Source organism: Pseudoalteromonas sp. GCY, assembly GCF_016695175.1.
In the GTDB taxonomy this organism is placed as follows: Bacteria; Pseudomonadota; Gammaproteobacteria; order Enterobacterales; family Alteromonadaceae; genus Pseudoalteromonas.
The window spans coordinates 340,847-361,749 of sequence record NZ_CP068022.1 but is presented as its reverse complement, the minus strand read 5'-3'; the positions used below and the strand labels follow the sequence as shown (position 1 = coordinate 361,749).

The window sequence follows — 20,903 nt, the reverse complement described above, 5'->3', positions numbered from 1 at the left end:
CCAGCATATTTAGTGGGAATTGCTTGTACCTCTTCCGAAGTAACACCTCGGCATGCACATCCATCCCACTAAGTATTATTCTTTTCGAGGTGTTATTGTGTCTGTTAATACATTGTACTCAGATCCCTATTTTTCTGTATTCCCCAATGAGCGTATACATCCAAATACGCAAAGAGGTTTGCTAAACGCTTACCACTGTTGTGGTTCAGAAACCACGCCAAGCGCTGTTATTTTTTGTGAAGCCAACTTTACAAAAACAGATGGTAAAACTGCAAATGGACTTATTCGTTATTCTCCGAAGTTTCGAATATTATCTGTTATAGACAGTGAGAAGGCGGGACTAGATTCTGGCTATGCCTTAGACGGTGAGTATAATGGGATCCCTATTTATGCAACTTTGACTGAATCTATAGAGATGGCTAGAGAAATTCCAGAATATTTTATATTTGGAATAGCGCCATCAAGTGGTGTTTTATCCACTCTTGATAGGCAAGTTATTTTAGAAGCAATAGACCTAGGAATGAATATTGTCAATGGATTACATGAATATCTAAATGATGATCCTGAATTTATTGCTGCTAGCCGTAAAGCTGGAGTTGTGATTTTGGATATACGCAAGCCTAGAGCGAAGAGGAACTTGCAAATTTTTAGTGGTATTGTAAATCACGTAGATTGTCCAAAAGTGGTCATTATGGGGACTGATTGCGCGATAGGGAAGCGCACGACGGCAACAAAGCTCGTTAGTGCGCTGAGACAATATGGACTCAACGTTGTATTAGTTGCGACAGGACAAACAGGTGTTATTCAAGGCGCGCCTTACAGTTTGGTAATGGACTCTATACCTGCACAGTTTTGTCCAGGAGAACTTGAAGCCGTTATTTACCGTGCGTATGAAGTTGAAAAGCCAGACATTATTATTATTGAAGGCCAAGGCGCTTTGAGTCACCCTGCATTTTCAACTAGTTCAATGATTATTAGAGGGTCTGCACCAAATGCTGTTATTTTACAGCATGCGCCTTGTCGTAAATACCGAGTTGATTTTGACGAGATGGCTATGCCCTCAGTAGCAAGTGAGATCGAATTGATAGAGCTATTCGCTCATGCAAAGGTTATCGGTATTAGTATAAATCACGAGGGAATGGAGGAAAAAGAAATTGATGAGTGTATTTACCACTACTCTAAAGAGTTTGCTATACCAGTCACTGATGCACTAAAGCGTTCAAGTAAATTTTTAGTTCATATGGTGCTCAGGGCATTTCCAAAGCTCGCAAAGCAAATACCAATTTTGCAATGATCAATCCCAGACTGGAAATCGACTGTGCCAAGATTGCGGTGAACGCAAGCCTCCTTATTGACAAGCTAAAACGCCATGGCATAGATGTTGTACCAGTGACTAAAGTGTTTATGGGACATCCTAAGATTGCAGCTACGCTAATTGAGTCTGGAGCCACTATGTTGGCTGATTCCCGAATAGAAAACATTGAAAGAATGAGGCGGGCGGGGATCACAATACCCATGATGTTGATCCGCTCTCCAATGTTGAGCCAAGTGAATAGAGTTGTGTTGAATTGTGAAATCAGCCTGAATACAGAGTTGTTTACAATTAGCGCGCTATCAAAGGCAGCAAAAAAGGCGGGCTATTGTCATGGAGTGATCGTCATGGTCGAGCTTGGTGATTTGAGGGAAGGTGTTATGCCTGACCTGCTTTCGAATACAATAAGACAAACACTAGCATTGTCAAATATTGATTTAAAAGGAATTGGAGCAAACTTAGCGTGTCGTTACGGAATTGCACCAGAACAAGAAAATATGGCCTTTTTAGCCAAATTGGTAATTGAGGTTGAAAACCAATTTGGTATTAGACTACAGGTGATATCTGGCGGTAATTCAGCAAACCTATTATGGGCATTTAATTTAGACCAACGTAGCTGTGTTACTCAACTTAGGTTGGGAGAGTCTATTTTCTTTGGCGTCGAAGCGCTGAATAAGCGTCCCATTGCGGGAGCAAACACTGATGCAATCTCATTAGTTGCTGAAGTGATTGAGTCTAGTAACAAGCCATCTAAGCCTTGGGGACGACGTTATCAAAATGCCTTTGGTGAAACACCTGAAGCTGTAGATAGGGGGCAAGTTGATCAAGCGTTATTAGCGCTTGGACGCCAAGATGTTAATCCATCAGGTGTCATTCCACCGAAAGGGATCACTATTTTAGCAAGTAGTAGTGATCATATGGTAGTCGAGAGTGCAGAAGCTCCTTTAAAGATTGGTCAAGAGATCAGATTTAAACTTGACTATGTTGGGTTGCTATCCGCGATGACCTCTCCCTATGTAAGAAAGTACTTTTATTAACAAATCTGTAGGATTTTTAGTCGCGATAAGTAAAAACGAAAGCTTAATTTAAGCTTATGTATTATGTATCACATTAAATAGAGAGTCTTCGAAATGAGCCCGAATAATCAAACTGGACACCCGTGGGGTGGAGGAAATAAGTCACCGCCAGACTTAGATGATATTGTCGATAAACTTTCTCATTACAAAAATATGCTGCCTGGCGGTAGTCCTTCAAACTTCTTTATCATTCTCATTGTTAGCAGCTTAGCAATAACCATATGGAGCTCGATATATACGGTTCCTAGTGATTCAGTCGCTGTAGTACAGAGATTTGGTAAGTTCTTATCTCTTGAGCATCCCGGGCTGCATTTTAAATTGCCCCTCAGAATAGACAACACGACTATCGTGCCGGTTAAACGACAACTTAAGCAGGAGTTTGGATTTTCAACACTCGGTGCTAGTGATCCTCATCAAATGCCGCGCTTATCTCAAAGGTTAAAAGAAAGCCAAATGGTTACAGGAGATTTGAATGCGGCATTAGTGGAATGGGTAGTGCAGTACCGTATTGATGATCCAAAAAAATTTCTTTTCGAAGTCAGAGAGCCTGCAGAAACACTGCGATATGTTTCCGAGTCGGTAATGCGAGAGGTCGTAGGTGATAGAACTGTCGATGAAGTTATTACAATTGGACGACAAGAGATTGAATCCGAAGCACTGATAAAAATGCAAGCTTTATCAAGCAAATATGCAATGGGTGTACGAATTGACCAAGTACAGTTAAAAAATATTAATCCACCCGAGCCAGTACAAGCGTCTTTTAACGAAGTCAATCAGGCGCAACAAGAAAAAGAAAAGTTAATTAATGAAGCACGAAGAGACTATAACAAAGTGATCCCACTTGCGTTGGGTGAAAAAGACCAACGGATCCGTGAAGCCGACGGTTATCGATTAAAACGTATTAATGAGGCGCGAGGAGATGCGGATAGGTTTAATGCACTATATCTAGAATATGTAAAGGCTCCGGAGGTCACTACACGACGAATATATATCGAAACAATGCAGCAAGTGCTCCCGACAATTCGCTCGAAAATTATTATTGATGATAACGCTCCTCATATTTTGCCATTACTGCATTTAGGCGATATTGAAACGGGAGAGAAATAATGAAACACCGGAAAAAGATCTTAGTGATTGGGGTCACAGCTGTTGCTGCAGTGCTATTAAATAACGCTTTATATAGCGTAAGCGAAGTGCAACAAGTGATTATTACTCAATTTGGCAAACCTGTCGGAACACCGATAACGCACGCTGGATTGAAAGCTAAACTTCCTTTTATTCAACAAGTTAACATCATAGATAAGCGGGTTTTAGAGTGGGATGGTAGGCCTTCTGATATGCCTACTAAGGATAAGCTTTACATCTCAGTCGATCTTTTTGCTAGATGGCGCATTACCGAACCACTGCAATACTTTCTTCGCTTGAAAGATGAACGAAGCGCGCAATCAAGATTGGATGATATTCTTGGAAGTGAGACAAGAAATGCAGTGGCAAAGCATGAGCTCATAGAAATTATTCGAACGGATAAAAACCGAAGTCCGTTAAGAGAAGGGGTATTAAGCACTTTTGAAGAAGACTTGAAGATAGGTACCTTAGTGCCTATACAAAAAGGTCGAAAATTAGTTGAGCAAGAGATTTTTTCTGCTGCCGCTGAGAAAGTGCGTGTTTTCGGTATAGAGCTATTAGATATACGCTTTAAACGTATCAACTACAATGCCAGTGTGCGACCAAAAATTTATGAAAGAATGGTCAGTGAGAGGCGGCAAATTGCTGAACGTTTTTTATCTGAGGGAAATGGTGAAGCTGCGAGAATAAGAGGGGATAGGGTTAGGGAGTTAAACAAAATCCAGTCCGAAGCCTATCAGCGAGTTGAGCAGATACGAGGTGAGGCCGACGCAACCGCTGCACAAATATATGCGCAAGTTTATGGTCAAAGCGCACAATCTAAAGCTTTGTACGAATTCACACGCACAATGGCTTCATACCCGATGGTTATTTCTGCCGATACAACCTTGATACTCTCAACCAAGAGTGAACTACTGCAATTTCTAAATAAGACCGGTGTAAATGAAGCGCTGTTAACGCCGCGTAAAGTGATAAAAAATGAGAGATAAATATCAAATCAATCCTTCACAATTGGCTCAGCTACCAAAAGAGCATATAGATTGGTTTATTCGGCCTATTACTCGGTTTATAAAAGTTGAAACTGCAGCAGGTGCGATTCTTCTGCTCGCTACCATTATTGCTCTGCTATTTGCAAACTCAGAATTGAGTGCGTCATATTCCCAATTTTGGGATGCTCCAGTTGGTATTAGTTTTAAAGATATGGAGCTTAAACGGTCATTGCACGGATGGATAAACGATGGTGCTATGACCGTATTTTTCTTCTTAGTTTCGTTGGAACTGAAACGCGAGTTAGTGCTAGGTGAACTACGCAGCCCTAAATTAGCTATGTTTTCTATTTCAGCTGCAATTGGTGGCATGTTAATCCCCGCACTTATCTACGTGTTACTACAGTATGGAGGATCAGAGCTCCACGGATGGGGGACGGTTATGTCCACCGATACTGCTTTTGTTATTGGTTGTTTGGCTTTACTTGGTGGCAGTATTCCAAAAGCGTTAAGAGTTTTTATGCTGTCACTCGCTGTCGTTGACGACATAGGCGCCATTTTAGTGGTCGCAATTGGTTATGGTGAGAGTATTGATTGGCTTGCTATAGGGATCGCTTTGGTTGGCCTCATCGTTGTGAAAATTATGTCTTTTATCGGTGTTCGCAGCTTTCCCCTATTCTTTATCGCTGGTGGATTAATTTGGTTAGCAGTGGATATGTCTGGTATTCACCCAACAATTACTGGTGTTGCATTGGGTCTTATGACCCCAACGACGAAATGGGTAGATGATGAGCGGTTGCATCGTATTATGCAGTGCGTATTGAATTTTCCTTTAGAGGAACGTAAAAGTGGTGATACACCAGATAGGAGAGCACTAAAAACGGCAGAAGCCGCAGCTAGAGAAGCACTCTCACCAGTCGAGCGGTTAGAAATTTTACTTCACCCTTGGGTTGGATTTGTCGTTATGCCTCTGTTTGCACTAGCGAATGCGGGCATTGTACTGAAAAGTGCAAATTTCATGTCGTCACTTACTTTAACGGTATTGCTCAGCTTCTTGATCGGTAAACCCTTAGGGATCACGCTTTTCAGCTGGGTTGCAGTTAAAACACGACTGGCAAAATTACCCGAAGGCTTAGCATGGAATATGGTGTGTGGTGGCAGTATGTTAGCAGGGATTGGTTTCACCATGGCTTTGTTTATTGCCGATTTAGCTTATAGTGCAGCGCAAGTAAACTCGGCAAAGCTGGGAATCTTATTTGCATCCGTTATTTCGGCATTATTGGGATGTATTGTCTTAAAATATATATCAATGATGAACGCAAAAAAAGTTTCACCTGTTGGGCATCACACCAGTTCAACACTCGTCAACGATAATAAGTCTTAATCTAAGTAAAACAAACGTTTGGCTTGCTTGTTAAAAAGCCTAACTGAACTATGGGTCATAATGAGTAAACTAAAGTTAACAAAATTGCAATTAATGGGCTGTAAACAAGTATTTAAATAGTCCTTTATTCTGTTTTTTTGTAAATTTTTATCTATTCTTATTTTCTTAAGTAGTTCTATTCTCAACAAGCAACCAAGGAGCATCTCATGCAAAGTAGTGAAGGTACATCCTCATGCCCATTTGCGCATGGCGCAAATACTTCAGCAGTGCGGAGTGAACATCAATGGTTTCCACATAGCCTGAACCTTGACATTTTGCACCAGCACGATAGTAAAACAAACCCTATGGATCCCGACTTTAATTACGCAGATGCATTTAGAAGTCTGAACTATCATGCATTAAAACAAGATCTTCATGCACTAATGGTAGACTCACAACCATGGTGGCCAGCGGACTGGGGACATTATGGTGGTTTAATGATCCGAATGGCATGGCACTCAGCGGGTAGCTATCGTGTAGCTGATGGTCGTGGTGGTGCAAATACTGGCAATCAGCGTTTTGCGCCGCTAAATAGCTGGCCAGATAATGGAAATCTAGATAAAGCACGTCGTTTACTATGGCCGCTTAAGAAAAAGTATGGCAACAAGATCTCTTGGGCAGATTTAATCATTTTAGCGGGTAATGTTGCCTACGAGTCTATGGGCTTTAAAACTTTCGGGTTTGCTGGTGGTCGTGAAGATATTTGGCATCCAGAAAAAGATACTTATTGGGGCAGTGAAAGAGAGTGGTTAGCACCATCTAACAGCCCTGATAGCCGTTACAGTGGCGATCGTGAACTTGAAAACCCGCTTGCGGCTGTCATGATGGGACTAATTTATGTTAATCCAGAAGGTGTTGATGGTAATCCTGAGCCACTCAAAACAGCCGCTGATATGCGAGTTACTTTCGCTCGAATGGCAATGAATGATGAGGAGACTGTTGCGCTTACCGCGGGTGGTCATACTGTTGGTAAGGCACATGGTAATGGTAACGTTGAAGAGCTTAGCCCTGAGCCTGAAAATGCAGATCTACATGAGCAAGGACTTGGCTGGATAAACCATACCTCAAGAGGCATCGGCAATGATACGGTTACCAGCGGAATTGAAGGTGCGTGGACAACCAACCCAACTAAGTGGGACAATGGCTATTTTTATTTGCTTCTCACGTATGACTGGGAAAAAACCAAGAGTCCAGCAGGTGCTTGGCAATGGCAGCCTATAGGTATTAAAGAAGAAGATATGCCGGTAGATTCTGAGGATCCAAGCAAGCGATGCATGCCTATGATGACAGATGCAGATATGGCACTAAAAGAGGATCCTGCGTATCGTAAAATTTCAGAAAAGTTCTACGCTTCACCTACTTATTTCGAGGATGTATTTGCTCGAGCTTGGTTTAAATTAACACACAGAGACTTAGGACCTAGAAGCCGCTATTTAGGCCCTGAAGTGCCCAAAGAAGATTTCTTATGGCAAGACCCTGTACCAAGTGTTGACTATATTCTTTCTGAAAATGAAATATCCACACTTAAACAACAGATATTAGCCTCTAACTTAACAATGTCTGAACTCATTACAACGGCTTGGGATAGTGCTCGAACCTTTAGAAAGTCTGATTTTAGAGGAGGTGCAAATGGTGCTAGGATCCGGCTTGCACCCCAAAACAGCTGGTTGGGGAATGAGCCTGAGCGATTAAGTAAGGTTTTAACTACACTTGAGTCAATTCGACAAAACTGTAACAAACCTATTAGTATGGCTGATTTAATTATACTCGGCGGAAGTGCAGCGATTGAGCACGCAGCTAAAGCTGCTGGAGTATCTGTTTCTGTACCCTTCTCCTCAGGACGGGGAGATGCGACTGAGGAACAAACCGATACTGAGTCTTTTAACGTTCTAGAACCAGTTCATGACGGCTTCAGAAACTGGTTAAAGAAAGACTACGCGGTAAAAGCTGAAGAAATGCTATTAGACCGTGCGCAATTGATGGGGCTCTCGGCTAAAGAGATGACGGTACTTATTGGTGGTATGCGTGTATTGGGTACCAACCATAGTAACACGATGCATGGTGTATTTACTGACCGAGTAGGCCAATTAACTAACGACTTTTTTGTCAATCTAACGGATATGAACTATCGTTGGGAGCCTGCTGGTGAAAATCTATATCATATAATAGAGCGTGACTCAAAAGAGGTAAAATGGACAGCGACTAGGGTTGACTTAGTATTTGGCTCAAACTCTGTGCTAAGAGCCTATGCAGAGGTTTATGCTCAAGATGATAACAAAGAAAAGTTTGTCAGAGACTTTGTGAATGCTTGGGTTAAAGTCATGAATTCAGATCGCTTTGATTTAAGTGACCTATGAAAAAGTGCTCCGATATTGTGTATCAAAGGCTTACAATTATTCACTTAAATCTGGAAGTATAAACTTAGACCACGAACTTTTAGGTGACTATAAAGAAGTAACGATATATGTCAACTGAAGCTCTGTGGTCTCCTCCAGTATGGATAGGTTAGTTCATATACCTCCCAGAGCCAGTTGAACTTTTTTGTTGAATTTTTGCTTCTTCATAGTATTTTGGCGCACTTGTTGCTTTATCAGAACAGGTAATGCAACAAGGAGCGAGTATGTACATTCAAAATTCACCCTATTCTCAAATGTATGGTTCGAACGATCTTTATAGTCGAAAGAACAATAATGTTGTGAGTGATCAAGACATTTCTAATTCGGCGGCAAAAAACTCGGGAACATCTTCGTTTATGGAAGCCGCAAAGGCTGTACAAGAAAAAGCGCCGAACAACACCCAATCGACTTACCTTACAAAGCATTTTGAGCAAGCTGAAAAGCTAGCCCATGAATCTTTGGTGAGTTCAAGTCACAAAATAGGCAGCCGTGAATACAACATCGAGATGTATCGTGAAATGATGACGAACATTGTAGAGATGCCAATTGAAGTAGAAATTGCACCAGAAGAGATGAACCAAGCGCTGTTATTTAATCATCTGGGATTAGATTTTAAAGAGTATAAAACCGTTTCAGTGCGTTCAGAGTTGTTAACTATGCTTGAGCAAAAAGTTGAGCAGGACAGTACACTAATCAGATCAGATAAAGCAAAATTAACCGCAATTATTACTGATACGCAAGATAGACTAGAAGCCGCGCAAGCCGCGTTACTTGAAGGTGAAGATATTACCCAGCGACTGCAAGACAGTAAAAAGGCTATCTATCATTCTTACGAGCAGCTTAAGCTTGGTAAGGTAAGTCAGCGAGACCTGATTTCGACTTTGTAGTTATTCTTGACCAAGGAGGCTTTAACAAAGTGAAGAAAATGCATATTGTAGTCTGAAATGATTGAGGCTTATGTTCTATTCTAAAAAGTTCAATTTTTTGTTCTGTCACATTAGCCGCACTGGCGGTACGTCATTATGTAGTGTTCTCAGGCAAACGGCGCCAGATCTAAAGATGATAGGCAGCCAGCATGCATCTCTTCTAGAGGCTAGAATGGCGTTGCCGGAAGTGTTTGAGAGTACTTTTAAATTTGCTTTTGTACGTAACCCATGGGAAAGGCTTGTTTCTTGGTATTCACTATTAGAGAAAGGTAAAAGTCTAAACTCAGAAGCGGTATCTGAGAAACATCATTATGATGAGAAAAGGAAGTTTGAGCTATTTGTACAAGAAATGGTTACAGAGCAGCACAGCGCAAGGTCGTGGAGTCAATGGTCTCAGTTATCTGACCATTGGGGAAATTCACTCGTTAATGAAATTTGCCGCTTTGAAAACTATCAAAAAGACAGTGAGCGAATTTTAAGGAAGTTGGGGAGCAAAGATTATTATTTGCCTTATTATAATCAAGCTTCAAGTAGGCACTACCGTCATTACTACTCAGATTTAGCGTTAAAATTGGCTGAGGAGCTTTTCCTAGATGATATTTATCAATTTGGGTATAAATTTTGATAGTAGTCAGCCTTGTGAGAAACGTTAAACATCAAAGCAAGAAGAAAGTTGGAATAAATATTTGTATAAATCATGGTTTGTAATAATAATGTGTTAATTGTTACGAAAAAGAGCTTTTGAGTGTTTATATGGATATCACTGAGTTAGATGAAAAGGCATTTGTTGACGTATTTAACCTGCCAGAAAAAATCACCATAAAGACTGCCAGTACCGCAGATATAGAGGAAATGGCGTTTGTGACCAAAGTGAGTTGGCAAGCGGCCTTTAGCGGGTTTTTACCAGAGCACGTGCTAGCAGGGGGAAACGTCGAATTTTTTGCAACTATTTGGTCTGAGATTATCAAAAACTCGACAACCCAAACTGCATTGCTTGTGACTGATGGCAGGAAAATATTAGGCTGCGGCGCTGCTGGGATTTATCGCCGGATGTATAATCCGGTTAGCCACAAAGTATCGAGAGCGAATGCTGGCGAGCTTTATCGTGGTTACGTTTTACCAAGTCACCAAAACCGCGGGCTCGGTAAGGCGCTGTTGAAAGCACGCTTGTTAAAGCTTTACGAGCTGGGTTGTCAAAGTGCTTATACCTGGATCTATGAGCAGAACAAACAAGCGAGACGTTTTTACGAAAAACATGGGGCTGTTAACCTCGACCAAGCCCAAGGGATAACAATGAAACGATTTAGGTTTGAAGAAGTGTGCTATGGCATTGAAGTAAATCGTGTCTTTGATTTTAGCTAAGGTGGAGTGAGAGAATATTTCAAATACGGCATGGTCAGAGGTAATTGTCATCGATAAGCGGTGACAATTACTTCATGTAGACTAGCGTAGGTCGGCGGGTATAGGGTAGTCCGGGTGATCAACAATTCTGGGTGCCCAAACAGCTGGAATTACGGCCTCTCGTTTCTGTTTGATACGCTCTACTAGCGTATTTAAATCATAATTGGGTTCACCATAAACGGCTAGCCAATTCTCAGGTACGTCTTCTGGGTCTGCAGCCTGAATAATGTGTGCCATCCACTGCTTTCTAAGCTCAGCCCATTCACTACTTTGATTCTCATTGACACCTGCAAGCGGTCGAAGCTCGACATATATTGTCCTTCTCGGACCTTCACTGCGTTTGGGCTCAGAGCCATGTAAAACCATCATGTCTTGAACTAAAATATCTCCGGCTTTAGCTGGTTGCTGTACAACCCCAGGAATGTTCCAGCCATATTCGCTCGAGAGAGAATAAATATCCAAAAGTTGGTGTTGGGAATCTGGCAAATAGCGTAAGCACCCGTCATCTATATTCGCATCATCAAGATAGATACCGACATTTAAATATGCAAAATTACGAGAATGAGGAGCATCTTGATGCCAGGCTATGTGAGGGTGGGGATGTGGATATTTGCAGACTAAGTCACATTGCAATGGAACACAGCCTGCACCACAAAGGTGTTCACTGATCGCTAACATTGCTGGTGTTGCGAGTAGTTCGATAATTAACTCGGGCGCTTCAAAAAGCAAATCATTATAACGAAAGAGTTTCGGCTCACCTGATTCATTTGATAAATGGTATTGAGTCGCGACTTTTCCGTCTTGCTGTGCTTGTTTTGCTTTACTCTCAAGCGCATTAGATAGTCGTTTCAGTTTTTCCAGCAGCGTGTCGGGTAAAGTTTGTTCAAATAAAACAAAGCCGTTGTTTTTGTAAAAATCGAGTTTGCTTTTGCTCACAATCGTCATGCGTGTACTTCCTAGTTATTTTGTTGCTTGTCAGACTTAAGTATTGTTGTTTGTCGAGTATATTCACTCGCCTGCCAAATAGAATCTGTCTCAGCTACAGCACTGACCATAGTGTCGTAAAATGCCACTTAGAGCAATTACGGTGGGTTACATTGTGGATTTTGTTTATATTAACTCAACCCGAATAAACAGAAACTTCCATTGGCACCGCTCTGCATCCTCAAGTACAATTAGCGTTTTCGATTGCAACACACCGGAACCTTCCAATGGAAATCAAAGTAAATTACCTCGACAATCTCAGAATTGATGCCAAATTTGACGACTTTTCTGTCATTGCAGATCAGCCAATTCGCTATAAAGGCGATGGCTCAGCACCAAGTCCATTTGACTACTTTTTAGCTTCTTCAGCGCTTTGTGCTGCTTACTTTGTGAAGGTGTATTGTAATGCGCGTGACATTCCAACGGATGGAATTCGTGTGGCGCAAAACAACATCGTTGATCCTGAAAATCGTTATAACCAAATTTTTAAAATTCAGGTGGAGCTTCCGGAAAGTATTTCTGAAAAAGACCGCCAAGGTATCCTGCGCTCAATTGACCGCTGTACCGTTAAAAAGGTGATCCAAACAGGACCTGAATTCCAAGTGGAAGCGGTTGAAAGCCTTGAAGATGATTCTCAGGCGATGCTGATGGTTGATACCAGCGAAAGCGACAGCACTTTTATCTTAGGTAAAGATCTTCCGCTTGAACAGACTATTGCAAATATGACCAAGATCCTGTCGGATTTAGGCATGAAGATTGAGGTTGCATCATGGCGTAATATCGTGCCACACGTCTGGTCTTTGCATATTCGTGATGCTGCTTCACCAATGTGTTTCACGAATGGTAAAGGGGCAACCAAAGAAAGCGCGCTTTGCTCGGCACTTGGTGAGTTTATTGAGCGTTTAAATTGCAACTTCTTCTATAATGATCAGTTTTTTGGTGAAGAAATCGCAAATGCTGAATTTGTTCACTACCCGAACGAAAAGTGGTTTAAACCCGAAGCTGATGATGCGCTTCCTACTGAAATTTTAGACGACTACACTCGTGAAATTTACGACCCAGAAGGTGAACTACGCGGTTCACATCTAATCGACACAAATTCAGGTAATGTAGCGCGCGGTATTTGTTCTATTCCGTACACTCGCCATTCAGATGGTGAAACCGTGTATTTTCCGTCAAATCTAATAGAAAACTTATTCCTAAGTAATGGTATGAGTGCCGGTAATAACCTGTTTGAAGCGAAAGTGCAGTGTTTATCTGAAATCTTTGAACGCGCGGTGAAAAAGCAAATCATCGAACAGGAAATTGTGTTGCCTGACGTGCCAGAGTCTGTACTTGCTAAATATCCAGGTATTGTTGAAGGGATAAAAGGGCTTGAAGAGCAGGGTTTCCCTGTTGTAGTGAAAGATGCGTCTCTGGGCGGTCAATTTCCTGTGATGTGTGTGACCCTGATGAACCCTAAAACAGGCGGCGTATTTGCCTCTTTTGGTGCGCATCCAAGCTTTGAAGTTGCACTTGAGCGCAGTTTAACTGAGTTGTTACAAGGCCGTAGTTTTGAAGGCTTAAACGATGTACCAAAACCTACGTTCAACAGCATGGCGGTATCTGAGCCAGAGAATTTTGTTGAACACTTTATCGATTCAACGGGTGTGATCTCATGGCGTTTCTTTAGTGCAAAGCACAACTACGACTTTGTTGAGTGGGATTTCACAGGCACGAATGAAGAAGAGTGCGATAAGTTATTTGGCATTCTTGAGGCGTTAGGTAAAGAAGCCTATATTGCTGAATTTACAGACTTAGGGATCGCGTGTCGTATTTTGGTTCCGGGCTTTTCTGAAGTCTATCCAGCTGAAGATCTCATCTGGGATAACACCAATAAAGCACTGCAATATCGCGAAGATATCCTCAACATCCATTCATTAGATGATGAAGCATTAGCAAACTTAGTTGAGCGTTTAGAAGACAGCCAGCTTGATAACTATATCGATATCATCACTCTAATTGGCGTTGAGTTTGACGAAAATACAGTGTGGGGTCAGCTTACAATTCTGGAGCTTAAGATTTTAATCTATCTAGCGCTTGGCGATATCGAAGCGGCCATTGAACTAGTTGAAACCTTTTTGCAGTTTAACGACAACACCGTTGAGCGTGGCTTATTCTACCAAGCAATGCATGCCACACTTGAAGTCGCGTTGGATGAAGAGCTAGAAATGGAAGATTACATTCACAACTTTACCCGCATGTTCTCTAAAGACGTGATGGATGCGGTTATTGGTTCAATTAATGGCGATGTGAAATTCTATGGCTTAACGCCAACTAACATGAAGTTAGAAGGTCTAGACAAGCACCTGCGTCTTATTGATAGTTATAAGAAGTTACATGCGGCAAGAGGAAAGTTTGCCTAAAATAACCTTAAAGGTGCTGAGATTTCAGTACCTTTATCACCATTTTCCTATCGAGTTAACATGGATGTTTTCTAATGTTAGCGTTATTCACTAATGAGCTTCACAAATACGAAAGTGGCGCTTTAAAACTCGTATACGCCGACATTGGTTTTTACATTAACTAAAAACCAATTTCAGTTTTTTTGCCATTTCTTCCACATCTACTGCTCGGCTATTTATGACACCGGTGTAAAGCTTAGTGTAAATAGTTTCTGCTGTGATGACGATTTTTATGTCTAGACAGATATCTTCTTCATTATTAATGAACGAAGATATTGCTTCCACAGCTGAAATTTCCAGCTCTAAGGAGGCTAATATCTGCTTAAAGTCACTTAAATAATTTTTACTTTTTTTATTCTTATTAGAAAGATATATCCCAATTATGGGAAGAGGGGCGTTGTTATAAAAGCTTAAGTCTAGAAATATATAGTCAAAATAACTTTCATCTAGTTGGCAAACACTTTCAACCATTTCCATACAAGAGTTGTCAGTGATAAATGTAGAAAACTCCTCTATGAGCTTGATACTGCTCAAATTATTGGGTTTGAGGTGTAGTTTTAGCGTTTCACCATGGTCTCTGTGAAGATTAGAAATATGCTGTATTTCAGCTAATTGTAATAACCTCTGCAAATGCTCATTGTTGATAGGTGTGCCACTATTAAATAGGATATCGCATAGTTTAGATATATTGACCATTGTTTGCTGGTTTACACTAAGATGCAAGCCTGGTGAAGTCTCACTTTCAGCGATATTATCGTATTCCAACCAAACTGTCTTTGGTCGATATTTGAAATCCAGTTTCTTTATCAGGTCAAATTTTAAGTTGTCTAAACCTGCGTACTCCCAATCTCTTGTAAAGTGGTGGCAGGTTGTTATATCCAGCTTACTTTGATCTGAAGGTCTTGTTTCGATAAATATGCTAGAAGTAGAAGCTTCAATAAGGTTGACTTTACCTAGTACCTTACTTATCGCACTGTTATCTACTCGCAGAGCGATAAGACTTTTTTCGACTAGTTTGATAAAGTTTGACATAACAACCTGCATAACCATTGCTACCAGCGCATTGCTGCGAATAATTCAGGGCCTATGAATTGCTCTGCGAATTCTGCCCAGCCTTTTTCTACGTCTGCGGTTTGTCCATTACTCCAAGCCTTACCTATTTCTCTTAGCTTTTCTTTGGCGCTTTCTTCTAGCTCAAACTTTGCCATCAGGATCTCTGGTTTTGCTTTGAAATCTTCCGTTGCATTATCGATATCATGGATCACTGCATATGCAAAATCGATGTTGTTATTACTCATTTGTATTTTCCTTTTGTATATTTAATGGAGAGATAAAAGTAAAATCTGCGGTTTCAGACTTACCATTTTTCGTTTTATATTCTGCGTACTTATGGCACCCCATACAGCCAGTTTTGAATGTATGTGTAGGTACGATGTATTTTTCTTTATTTGAGCAATTTGTTATTTCTGGCAATACAAATGGCTCTAAAACAGCATTTCTTGCATCACTCGGTGTTCGCTCAATAAAAAATTGTTTCAAATTAGGGGTGACAAGACTCGTATATTGAGTTCTTACTAGCTTATAGTGCTGAAAAACGGAGTTATTACTTTTCAATAATGAGCGCATTTTACTATTTAGCAAAATTGTATCAGTTGAAAGGGGCTCAAGTCGTGTTAGCTGGGCTGGACTATCACTTTTCTTTGGTAGTAAATTGTCACAGCAATCATGACAATTAGGATTATTGAAAGTTGGCGTCTCAGAGCTATGTTGTTCTGGCTCGTTGAGGTTATCAATATGTTCGAACGTTACCCAACGCCACTGATATTGGCGCTGCTCTTTAATAGCAACATGCATTGCGACTAGTCCCAATTTGGACTGAACTGTCTTGCCATTTTGATTTAATGTAATATTTTCCATTGAAAAATATTTGCTTGGGTCGTCTTGCTTTGTAAGAATTTTCCATCCAAGTTTCACAGAAACAACAGGTAAAATATTTTGCCTTTTACCGGCCTCTCCACCTACTTCAAGACCAATGTCTATGTATTCAGTACACTGCCCAAGAGGAAAAGACATAGGAACACTATATTGAAACCCTTCAGCAAGATCTTGATATAAAAGTCCGTTCGCACGGCTTTCGTAGTAGACTGGATTACCAGCTTGGTCGATTAGTATGCCACCGCCATCTACTCCTTGCTCTTTAGAAAACAGTTCCAAGTCGAGTGTATTCTTCAGACAATCACCTTGACACTTCCAATTACCATCGCTCACTGATTTTGCGTTCATCTCAAATGTATTCGCATCAACTAATTCGGGAGATGATGTCGTGTCGTGAAGCCAAGCCCCCCAGCGAGGGATGTAGTCAGAGGTAAAACTCACTGAGCCTGGAAAAGCACTGTCTTTACTGTTTATGTTACTGTTTACCGAGAGAAATAAATCCCAAGCGGAAATGTTCATTATTTTTTCTTCAAATGCCCTTAGCTCTTGGACCATTGCAAGTTGCACTGATTTATCGGTAATATTTTCAATAATCCCATTGTTTTTTTTGATTATATTATAAATTTCATTTCCATCAGGAAAGGTGCATATAAATTGATTTGGCACTCTAGGGAATTCAGATTTTTCATTCGTATTATCGTATTTTACAAATCTAGAGTCTTTAGTGTTTATAATTTCAGTTATTTCATTCTTTAACGCCGTCAGTGGATCGGCTGCCCATGAGGAAGAAATAGATAATACAAAGGATAAATTAATAGTTAGTTTAATTAATAACTTATTCATTATTTTCAATCATCCTTATTGTGTCGATAATTTCTTGTTGATATAACTTTTCATCGCTGGTCATCAGATCTTTGATTGTAGTTGAAATAAGTGTTAAAGCCTGAGGTTTGTGGCCAAGTTTATATAAAACTTGGGATTTTAACGCAGCTAGCCAGAGTGCATGAGATTTTAGTCCTACAGCGTCTAAAAACTGTGTTCCTTGTTCAAACAGTGAAACAGGGCTTTCCTCCGAATGGTTGCCGTTAAGTGTTGCTAATGCCCATGCCTTAAAGCATTTCGCAAAAGCTGTCCATAATTGATAGCCGTGCAAATTGGATACTGTCAGTGCTAAATCTGCATATTCAAGTACTTTTTCTGGTTGCTTAAGTATTACATAAAGCTGCGATGCTCTCGCATAGCTATGGGCTATAGTGTGGGGGTTGTTTATAGATTTTGCCTGATTTAAGGCTTTTTCAAGCCAGTCTAAAGCGATTTCACGATCACCAATCTGTGCCGCATTTAGCGCGCCATAAACGCGAATCGCAACTTCTATATCGTATGCTATTAGCTCACTATAAAACTTACGGTGCGTGGGGTCATATACCGCTAAACTCTGCTTTAAGTATGAAAAACCTTCTTCTGGCTTTCCGCTTACGGTAGCAAATTGCCCTAGTTGAAACAAAACTGGTACTTTTAAATGCTGACCATTTTTTTCATTTGCTATTTCTGAGAGGCAATCAAGCGCTCTTTTTGTCATGTGATGTTGGCAGGTAACAATACCAAAGACTGAAGAAACAAAGTGAGCAGCCAACACAAGCTCAGGGTCAGCTGCTGATAACTCTAGTTCGTTAATCTTATTATAATAAAGTTCGACATGAGGATCGGAAAAACCAAGGGTTGCTGAGAGGCTGTGCGCAATGCCAAGGTAAATTCTCAACGCAATTTCTACTTTATCAACCTCTTTACTTTGATATAAGCTTTCAGCATCTGATAATAGGTTTACTGCCTCTTTATAGGCACCTTTTTGATTCTGCTCATTACCAGCGGCAATAAGGGAACCTATTCCAAGTTCAATGAGCTCAGCACCAATGTAATATTCAGCTTGGAGCTGTAAAGAAATACGGCTATTTAAGCGAGCACTATCATTGCACAAAAGAACGTTTGCTAACTTTTTATAAAGCTGTGTGTGTAGAAAGCTAGGAATGCTAGCTATAGCCGCATCCCTCACCAGCGCATGCTTAAAGATATAGCTATCGTTATCAACGCGACGTTGGTGCACGATAAGGTCGTTTGCTATCAACTCATTTAAGTCGTTTTGAATTTGGCTTTCGCTTAAGGGGGATGCCGCGACGAGCAAATCATATTCGAACTCACGGCCTATCGTTGCCGCAAGTTGGGCAGTTTCTTTGGCGTGACTAAGACTATCTAGTTTTTGTTGTAATGATTCTCTTAAACTCGTAGGTACTTGGTCAAGTTTGTCTGGTGCGAGAAAGTCAATCTCTCCACCTTTATCTCCAACTAATGCCTTTTGCTTAAGCATGTTGACGAGTTCTTCAATAAATAGCGGGATCCCGTCTGTGCGACTGGTAAGTAACTTGAGAACTTGCTCTGACACTCGGCGGCCATCAAACAAGTTAATGATAAAATCCTCGGTGGCCTTCTCGGTTAGTTTTTTCAGGCAAACATCAACTAAGGTGAGGTCTTTTAACTGATTAGGCACAGCTTGTCTTGAAGTGCTTAGTAAAACATCACCTGAAGCTAGCGCGCCGACAAAGTGATGTAAAAACTCTAAGGTGGTGCTATCTGCCCAGTGAATGTCTTCGATAATGTAGAGCTTAAACTTACTGAGCCCATGACGATTTGACAGTAATAGCGCGCAAAGCCCTTTAAACAAAACTTGCTTCTGCTCATCGGGAGAAAGTGTAGAAGGCGCAATTTCATCATCAAGTGAGATATTGAGCCAAACTAGCAATACAGGGATAGCCTGCGCTAAATCGAGCTCACTGTCCATGTTCGATAATACATAACTAAAAACGGTATTGGCTGAATGAGCGTCAAGCTGCTCGGTGTTAAATAGGTACTTGACCAACGTTAAAATTGGATACAAAGCATTATTTTGATGCTCTGGTAAACACTGGGCGACTAAATGCTGATATTGCGGTGCATTAGCACGAATTTCTTGCAGCAGCCGAGATTTACCTATGCCAGCTTCACCATGAATGTGGGCGATGCGGGTTGCACCTTCGACTTCGTTATTAATGAGTGAAAGTGTCTGTTCAAGCTCAAGGTGACGACCAACAAGTTCATGGTGATTTTTTGTACCACGCATAAAGCCAAACGCTTCAATGCGACGCTCACCCTGTAAGTTATAAACCGGCGTTAGTTCAAATAATGGACCGATTTGCAATTGACCGTACAGATTAAATTCTGAAAAAGCATCAAGGAGTGAGCGTGACTCTGCACTACATAAGATTTGACGCTCGCCAGCTTCACGGGAGAGTGCTGCTGCAATATTCGCGTGATGACCTTCAGGTACGGCATTGGCGTAGGTAATAAATACACCGGTATGAATACCAATGTGAGCGTTAAGTGTGACTCTATGGGCTTCTTGCATTAGCGCGTTACGCTTCGCAAGCTCGCTTATCATTTCAAGTGCGGTACGGGCCGATAACCGCGCATCGTTATCGCTGCTAACAGGGTAGCCAGAATAAAACAAGCTGGTATCGGCGAGGTTACCTACGTGATAAGCGCCGTAACGAGTCGCGATATCAATAAAGTGATTGCGTTGAGATTTATAAACCGTGTCTATGACATCGAAGTCTTTATCTTGATTGTCGAGTGCTTTAACACTTAATCTTACCGCAAGAACGGTGAGCTGCTTGCGTTCAGTAAGCGCGGTATATTCTTGAATGGCACGATGATTAGGATCGTCATTACGGATCATTACTGTGGTTTCGTCGTAACCATGTTGGGCTTTAACATCATTTAGCACACCAACAAGGTTCGATACGTTCATTCGTGCAAGTTCAGAGAATGCCTCAGTTGCGGTGATCACGCGCTCCAACGCACTTTTATTGAGTACGCGTCTGAGAAGCCCCGCAAGAGGGTGGCCAAGTAGGGCGCTTGGAATTGGAATATGTACATCGCTTAATTGTTTGTGATAAATCGATGCGACGCTAGTGCCTGTTACCGCTGGAACACCGGTTAAACATTCCAAAAACACCAAACCCCAGACATACAGATCAGATTTGGCAGAGGCTGGCTCGCCTCGTAATTGTTCTGGTGCGCTGTAAGAAGGCGTGCCCAATGTTTCTTGTGTAAGCGTGATTGTTTCAAAGTCATGCTGGCGGGTTTCTTTAGCCAGTGTACCAATACCAAAATCAAGTATTTTGGCATAGGTCTTTGCACCAGATTGGCTTAGCATAATATTGGTCGGTTTTATGTCTCTGTGGATGATACCTTGTTGATGGGCATGAATAAGTGCATCTAACACCTGCAACATGATGTCGGTTGCATACACAGAATCAATTGCGCCATTTTGACTTAGATAGTCCCGTAGTGTTTGCCCTTCCACATACTCGAATACCCCGAACATTAAATTTTCATTTAATTGTCCTTTATCTAATAATCGTACGATATTTGGGTGGTTTAACTGGCTACAAAGTAAGGTTTCGCGATTGAAACGTTCCGCATATCTATGTTTTTTTGTCGCTTCCAGTTGTGGTTCTAACGCCAAAAATTTTAGTGCAACGATTTGCCCTGTGTTTATTTGGCGCGCCTTAAAAACTTTACCGAATCCACCTTCTCCAATTTTTTCAAGTAGTTGGTATTTGTCAGACTGGAAAACATCGACAATATAGCTATCCGAAAACTGTGTCAGAGACATATGATTACTAATTCTTATTTTTTGTTAATGATATAGGGTAATTCGAATGTAAATACTTGTCTAGCATGAGAATTTTAATTGTTTTTTAAAATTGGATAATTAACAGCCTAGGTTGACAGTGTGTTTTTGTAAGTGCTTGAAAAAAAGTTATTTTTATTTGGGTGTGTTTTTTGGAATATTGCTTGTA

At 41.0% G+C, this 20,903-nt stretch carries 15 protein-coding genes; 10 read left to right on the top strand and 5 right to left on the bottom strand.

The window, feature by feature from the left end:
- Window positions 1-97: 97 nt before the first annotated feature.
- The 9 genes from JJQ94_RS01480 to JJQ94_RS01440 all read left to right on the top strand — a co-directional run bounded on the left by JJQ94_RS01480 (window position 98) and on the right by JJQ94_RS01440 (window position 10,606).
- On the top strand, window positions 98-1,294 hold the full coding sequence (locus tag JJQ94_RS01480) for a DUF1611 domain-containing protein (protein WP_236596467.1): 1,197 nt from the start codon (window positions 98-100) through the stop codon (window positions 1,292-1,294).
- On the top strand, window positions 1,291-2,349 hold the full coding sequence (locus tag JJQ94_RS01475) for an alanine/ornithine racemase family PLP-dependent enzyme (protein WP_099028526.1): 1,059 nt from the start codon (window positions 1,291-1,293) through the stop codon (window positions 2,347-2,349). Before JJQ94_RS01480 ends, JJQ94_RS01475 begins: the two co-directional genes overlap by 4 nt.
- A gap of 93 nt (window positions 2,350-2,442) precedes the next feature.
- Window positions 2,443-3,495 (top strand): FtsH protease activity modulator HflK, encoded by a 1,053-nt coding sequence (gene hflK, locus JJQ94_RS01470; protein ID WP_099028527.1) that lies wholly within the window; start codon window positions 2,443-2,445, stop codon window positions 3,493-3,495.
- A complete protein-coding gene (gene hflC, locus JJQ94_RS01465; RefSeq protein WP_099028528.1) occupies window positions 3,495-4,502 on the top strand; it encodes a protease modulator HflC in 1,008 nt (335 codons plus the stop codon). The genes hflK and hflC overlap by 1 nt, the downstream gene beginning before the upstream one ends.
- Entirely contained in the window at window positions 4,492-5,883 is a 1,392-nt protein-coding gene (gene nhaA, locus JJQ94_RS01460; protein WP_099028529.1) for a Na+/H+ antiporter NhaA, read from the top strand. Before hflC ends, nhaA begins: the two co-directional genes overlap by 11 nt.
- A gap of 206 nt (window positions 5,884-6,089) precedes the next feature.
- Window positions 6,090-8,279 carry a catalase/peroxidase HPI gene (gene katG / locus JJQ94_RS01455; RefSeq protein ID WP_099028530.1) on the top strand — a complete coding sequence of 730 codons (2,190 nt, stop codon included), beginning with the start codon at window positions 6,090-6,092 and terminating at the stop codon, window positions 8,277-8,279.
- Between the two features lie 263 nt (window positions 8,280-8,542).
- Window positions 8,543-9,205, top strand: coding sequence for a hypothetical protein (locus JJQ94_RS01450; protein WP_099028531.1), 663 nt, complete (start codon window positions 8,543-8,545; stop codon window positions 9,203-9,205).
- Window positions 9,206-9,275: 70 nt separating this feature from the next.
- Window positions 9,276-9,869 (top strand): sulfotransferase family 2 domain-containing protein, encoded by a 594-nt coding sequence (locus JJQ94_RS01445; RefSeq protein WP_099028532.1) that lies wholly within the window; start codon window positions 9,276-9,278, stop codon window positions 9,867-9,869.
- A gap of 128 nt (window positions 9,870-9,997) precedes the next feature.
- Window positions 9,998-10,606 carry a GNAT family N-acetyltransferase gene (locus tag JJQ94_RS01440; RefSeq protein ID WP_099028533.1) on the top strand — a complete coding sequence of 203 codons (609 nt, stop codon included), beginning with the start codon at window positions 9,998-10,000 and terminating at the stop codon, window positions 10,604-10,606.
- 81 nt (window positions 10,607-10,687) lie between these two features.
- Here the strand turns inward: JJQ94_RS01440 and JJQ94_RS01435 are convergent, their stop codons facing one another.
- Complete coding sequence (locus JJQ94_RS01435; RefSeq protein WP_099028534.1) at window positions 10,688-11,590, bottom strand: phytanoyl-CoA dioxygenase family protein; 903 nt, start codon at window positions 11,588-11,590, stop codon at window positions 10,688-10,690.
- 266 nt (window positions 11,591-11,856) lie between these two features.
- Between JJQ94_RS01435 and JJQ94_RS01430 the strand changes: the two genes are divergently transcribed.
- Window positions 11,857-14,034, top strand: coding sequence for an OsmC domain/YcaO domain-containing protein (locus JJQ94_RS01430; RefSeq protein WP_099028535.1), 2,178 nt, complete (start codon window positions 11,857-11,859; stop codon window positions 14,032-14,034).
- 156 nt (window positions 14,035-14,190) lie between these two features.
- On the opposite strand, the gene JJQ94_RS01425 is transcribed toward JJQ94_RS01430, so the two are convergent.
- From JJQ94_RS01425 to JJQ94_RS01410, 4 genes are read right to left on the bottom strand one after another with little or no spacing between them, the layout of a single operon-like run.
- On the bottom strand, window positions 14,191-15,105 hold the full coding sequence (locus JJQ94_RS01425) for a hypothetical protein (protein WP_141557584.1): 915 nt from the start codon (window positions 15,103-15,105) through the stop codon (window positions 14,191-14,193).
- 20 nt (window positions 15,106-15,125) lie between these two features.
- Window positions 15,126-15,371, bottom strand: coding sequence for a hypothetical protein (locus JJQ94_RS01420; RefSeq protein WP_099028537.1), 246 nt, complete (start codon window positions 15,369-15,371; stop codon window positions 15,126-15,128).
- Entirely contained in the window at window positions 15,364-16,851 is a 1,488-nt protein-coding gene (locus JJQ94_RS01415; protein ID WP_099028538.1) for a hypothetical protein, read from the bottom strand. The genes JJQ94_RS01420 and JJQ94_RS01415 overlap by 8 nt, the downstream gene beginning before the upstream one ends.
- The gene (locus tag JJQ94_RS01410; protein WP_099028539.1) at window positions 16,844-20,716 is read right to left on the bottom strand and encodes a TOMM system kinase/cyclase fusion protein; all 3,873 of its coding nucleotides are present in this window, start codon (window positions 20,714-20,716) and stop codon (window positions 16,844-16,846) included. The genes JJQ94_RS01415 and JJQ94_RS01410 overlap by 8 nt, the downstream gene beginning before the upstream one ends.
- Window positions 20,717-20,903: the final 187 nt, after the last annotated feature.

Coding starts and splice junctions, on each gene's coding strand:
- JJQ94_RS01475 (WP_099028526.1), top strand. CDS start 1,291: ATGATCAATCCCAGACTGGAAATCGACTGTGCCAAGATTGCGGTGAAC.
- hflK (WP_099028527.1), top strand. CDS start 2,443: ATGAGCCCGAATAATCAAACTGGACACCCGTGGGGTGGAGGAAATAAG.
- hflC (WP_099028528.1), top strand. CDS start 3,495: ATGAAACACCGGAAAAAGATCTTAGTGATTGGGGTCACAGCTGTTGCT.
- nhaA (WP_099028529.1), top strand. CDS start 4,492: ATGAGAGATAAATATCAAATCAATCCTTCACAATTGGCTCAGCTACCA.
- katG (WP_099028530.1), top strand. CDS start 6,090: ATGCAAAGTAGTGAAGGTACATCCTCATGCCCATTTGCGCATGGCGCA.
- JJQ94_RS01450 (WP_099028531.1), top strand. CDS start 8,543: ATGTACATTCAAAATTCACCCTATTCTCAAATGTATGGTTCGAACGAT.
- JJQ94_RS01445 (WP_099028532.1), top strand. CDS start 9,276: ATGTTCTATTCTAAAAAGTTCAATTTTTTGTTCTGTCACATTAGCCGC.
- JJQ94_RS01440 (WP_099028533.1), top strand. CDS start 9,998: ATGGATATCACTGAGTTAGATGAAAAGGCATTTGTTGACGTATTTAAC.
- JJQ94_RS01435 (WP_099028534.1), bottom strand. CDS start 11,590: ATGACGATTGTGAGCAAAAGCAAACTCGATTTTTACAAAAACAACGGC.
- JJQ94_RS01430 (WP_099028535.1), top strand. CDS start 11,857: ATGGAAATCAAAGTAAATTACCTCGACAATCTCAGAATTGATGCCAAA.
- JJQ94_RS01425 (WP_141557584.1), bottom strand. CDS start 15,105: ATGTCAAACTTTATCAAACTAGTCGAAAAAAGTCTTATCGCTCTGCGA.
- JJQ94_RS01420 (WP_099028537.1), bottom strand. CDS start 15,371: ATGAGTAATAACAACATCGATTTTGCATATGCAGTGATCCATGATATC.
- JJQ94_RS01415 (WP_099028538.1), bottom strand. CDS start 16,851: ATGAATAAGTTATTAATTAAACTAACTATTAATTTATCCTTTGTATTA.
- JJQ94_RS01410 (WP_099028539.1), bottom strand. CDS start 20,716: ATGTCTCTGACACAGTTTTCGGATAGCTATATTGTCGATGTTTTCCAG.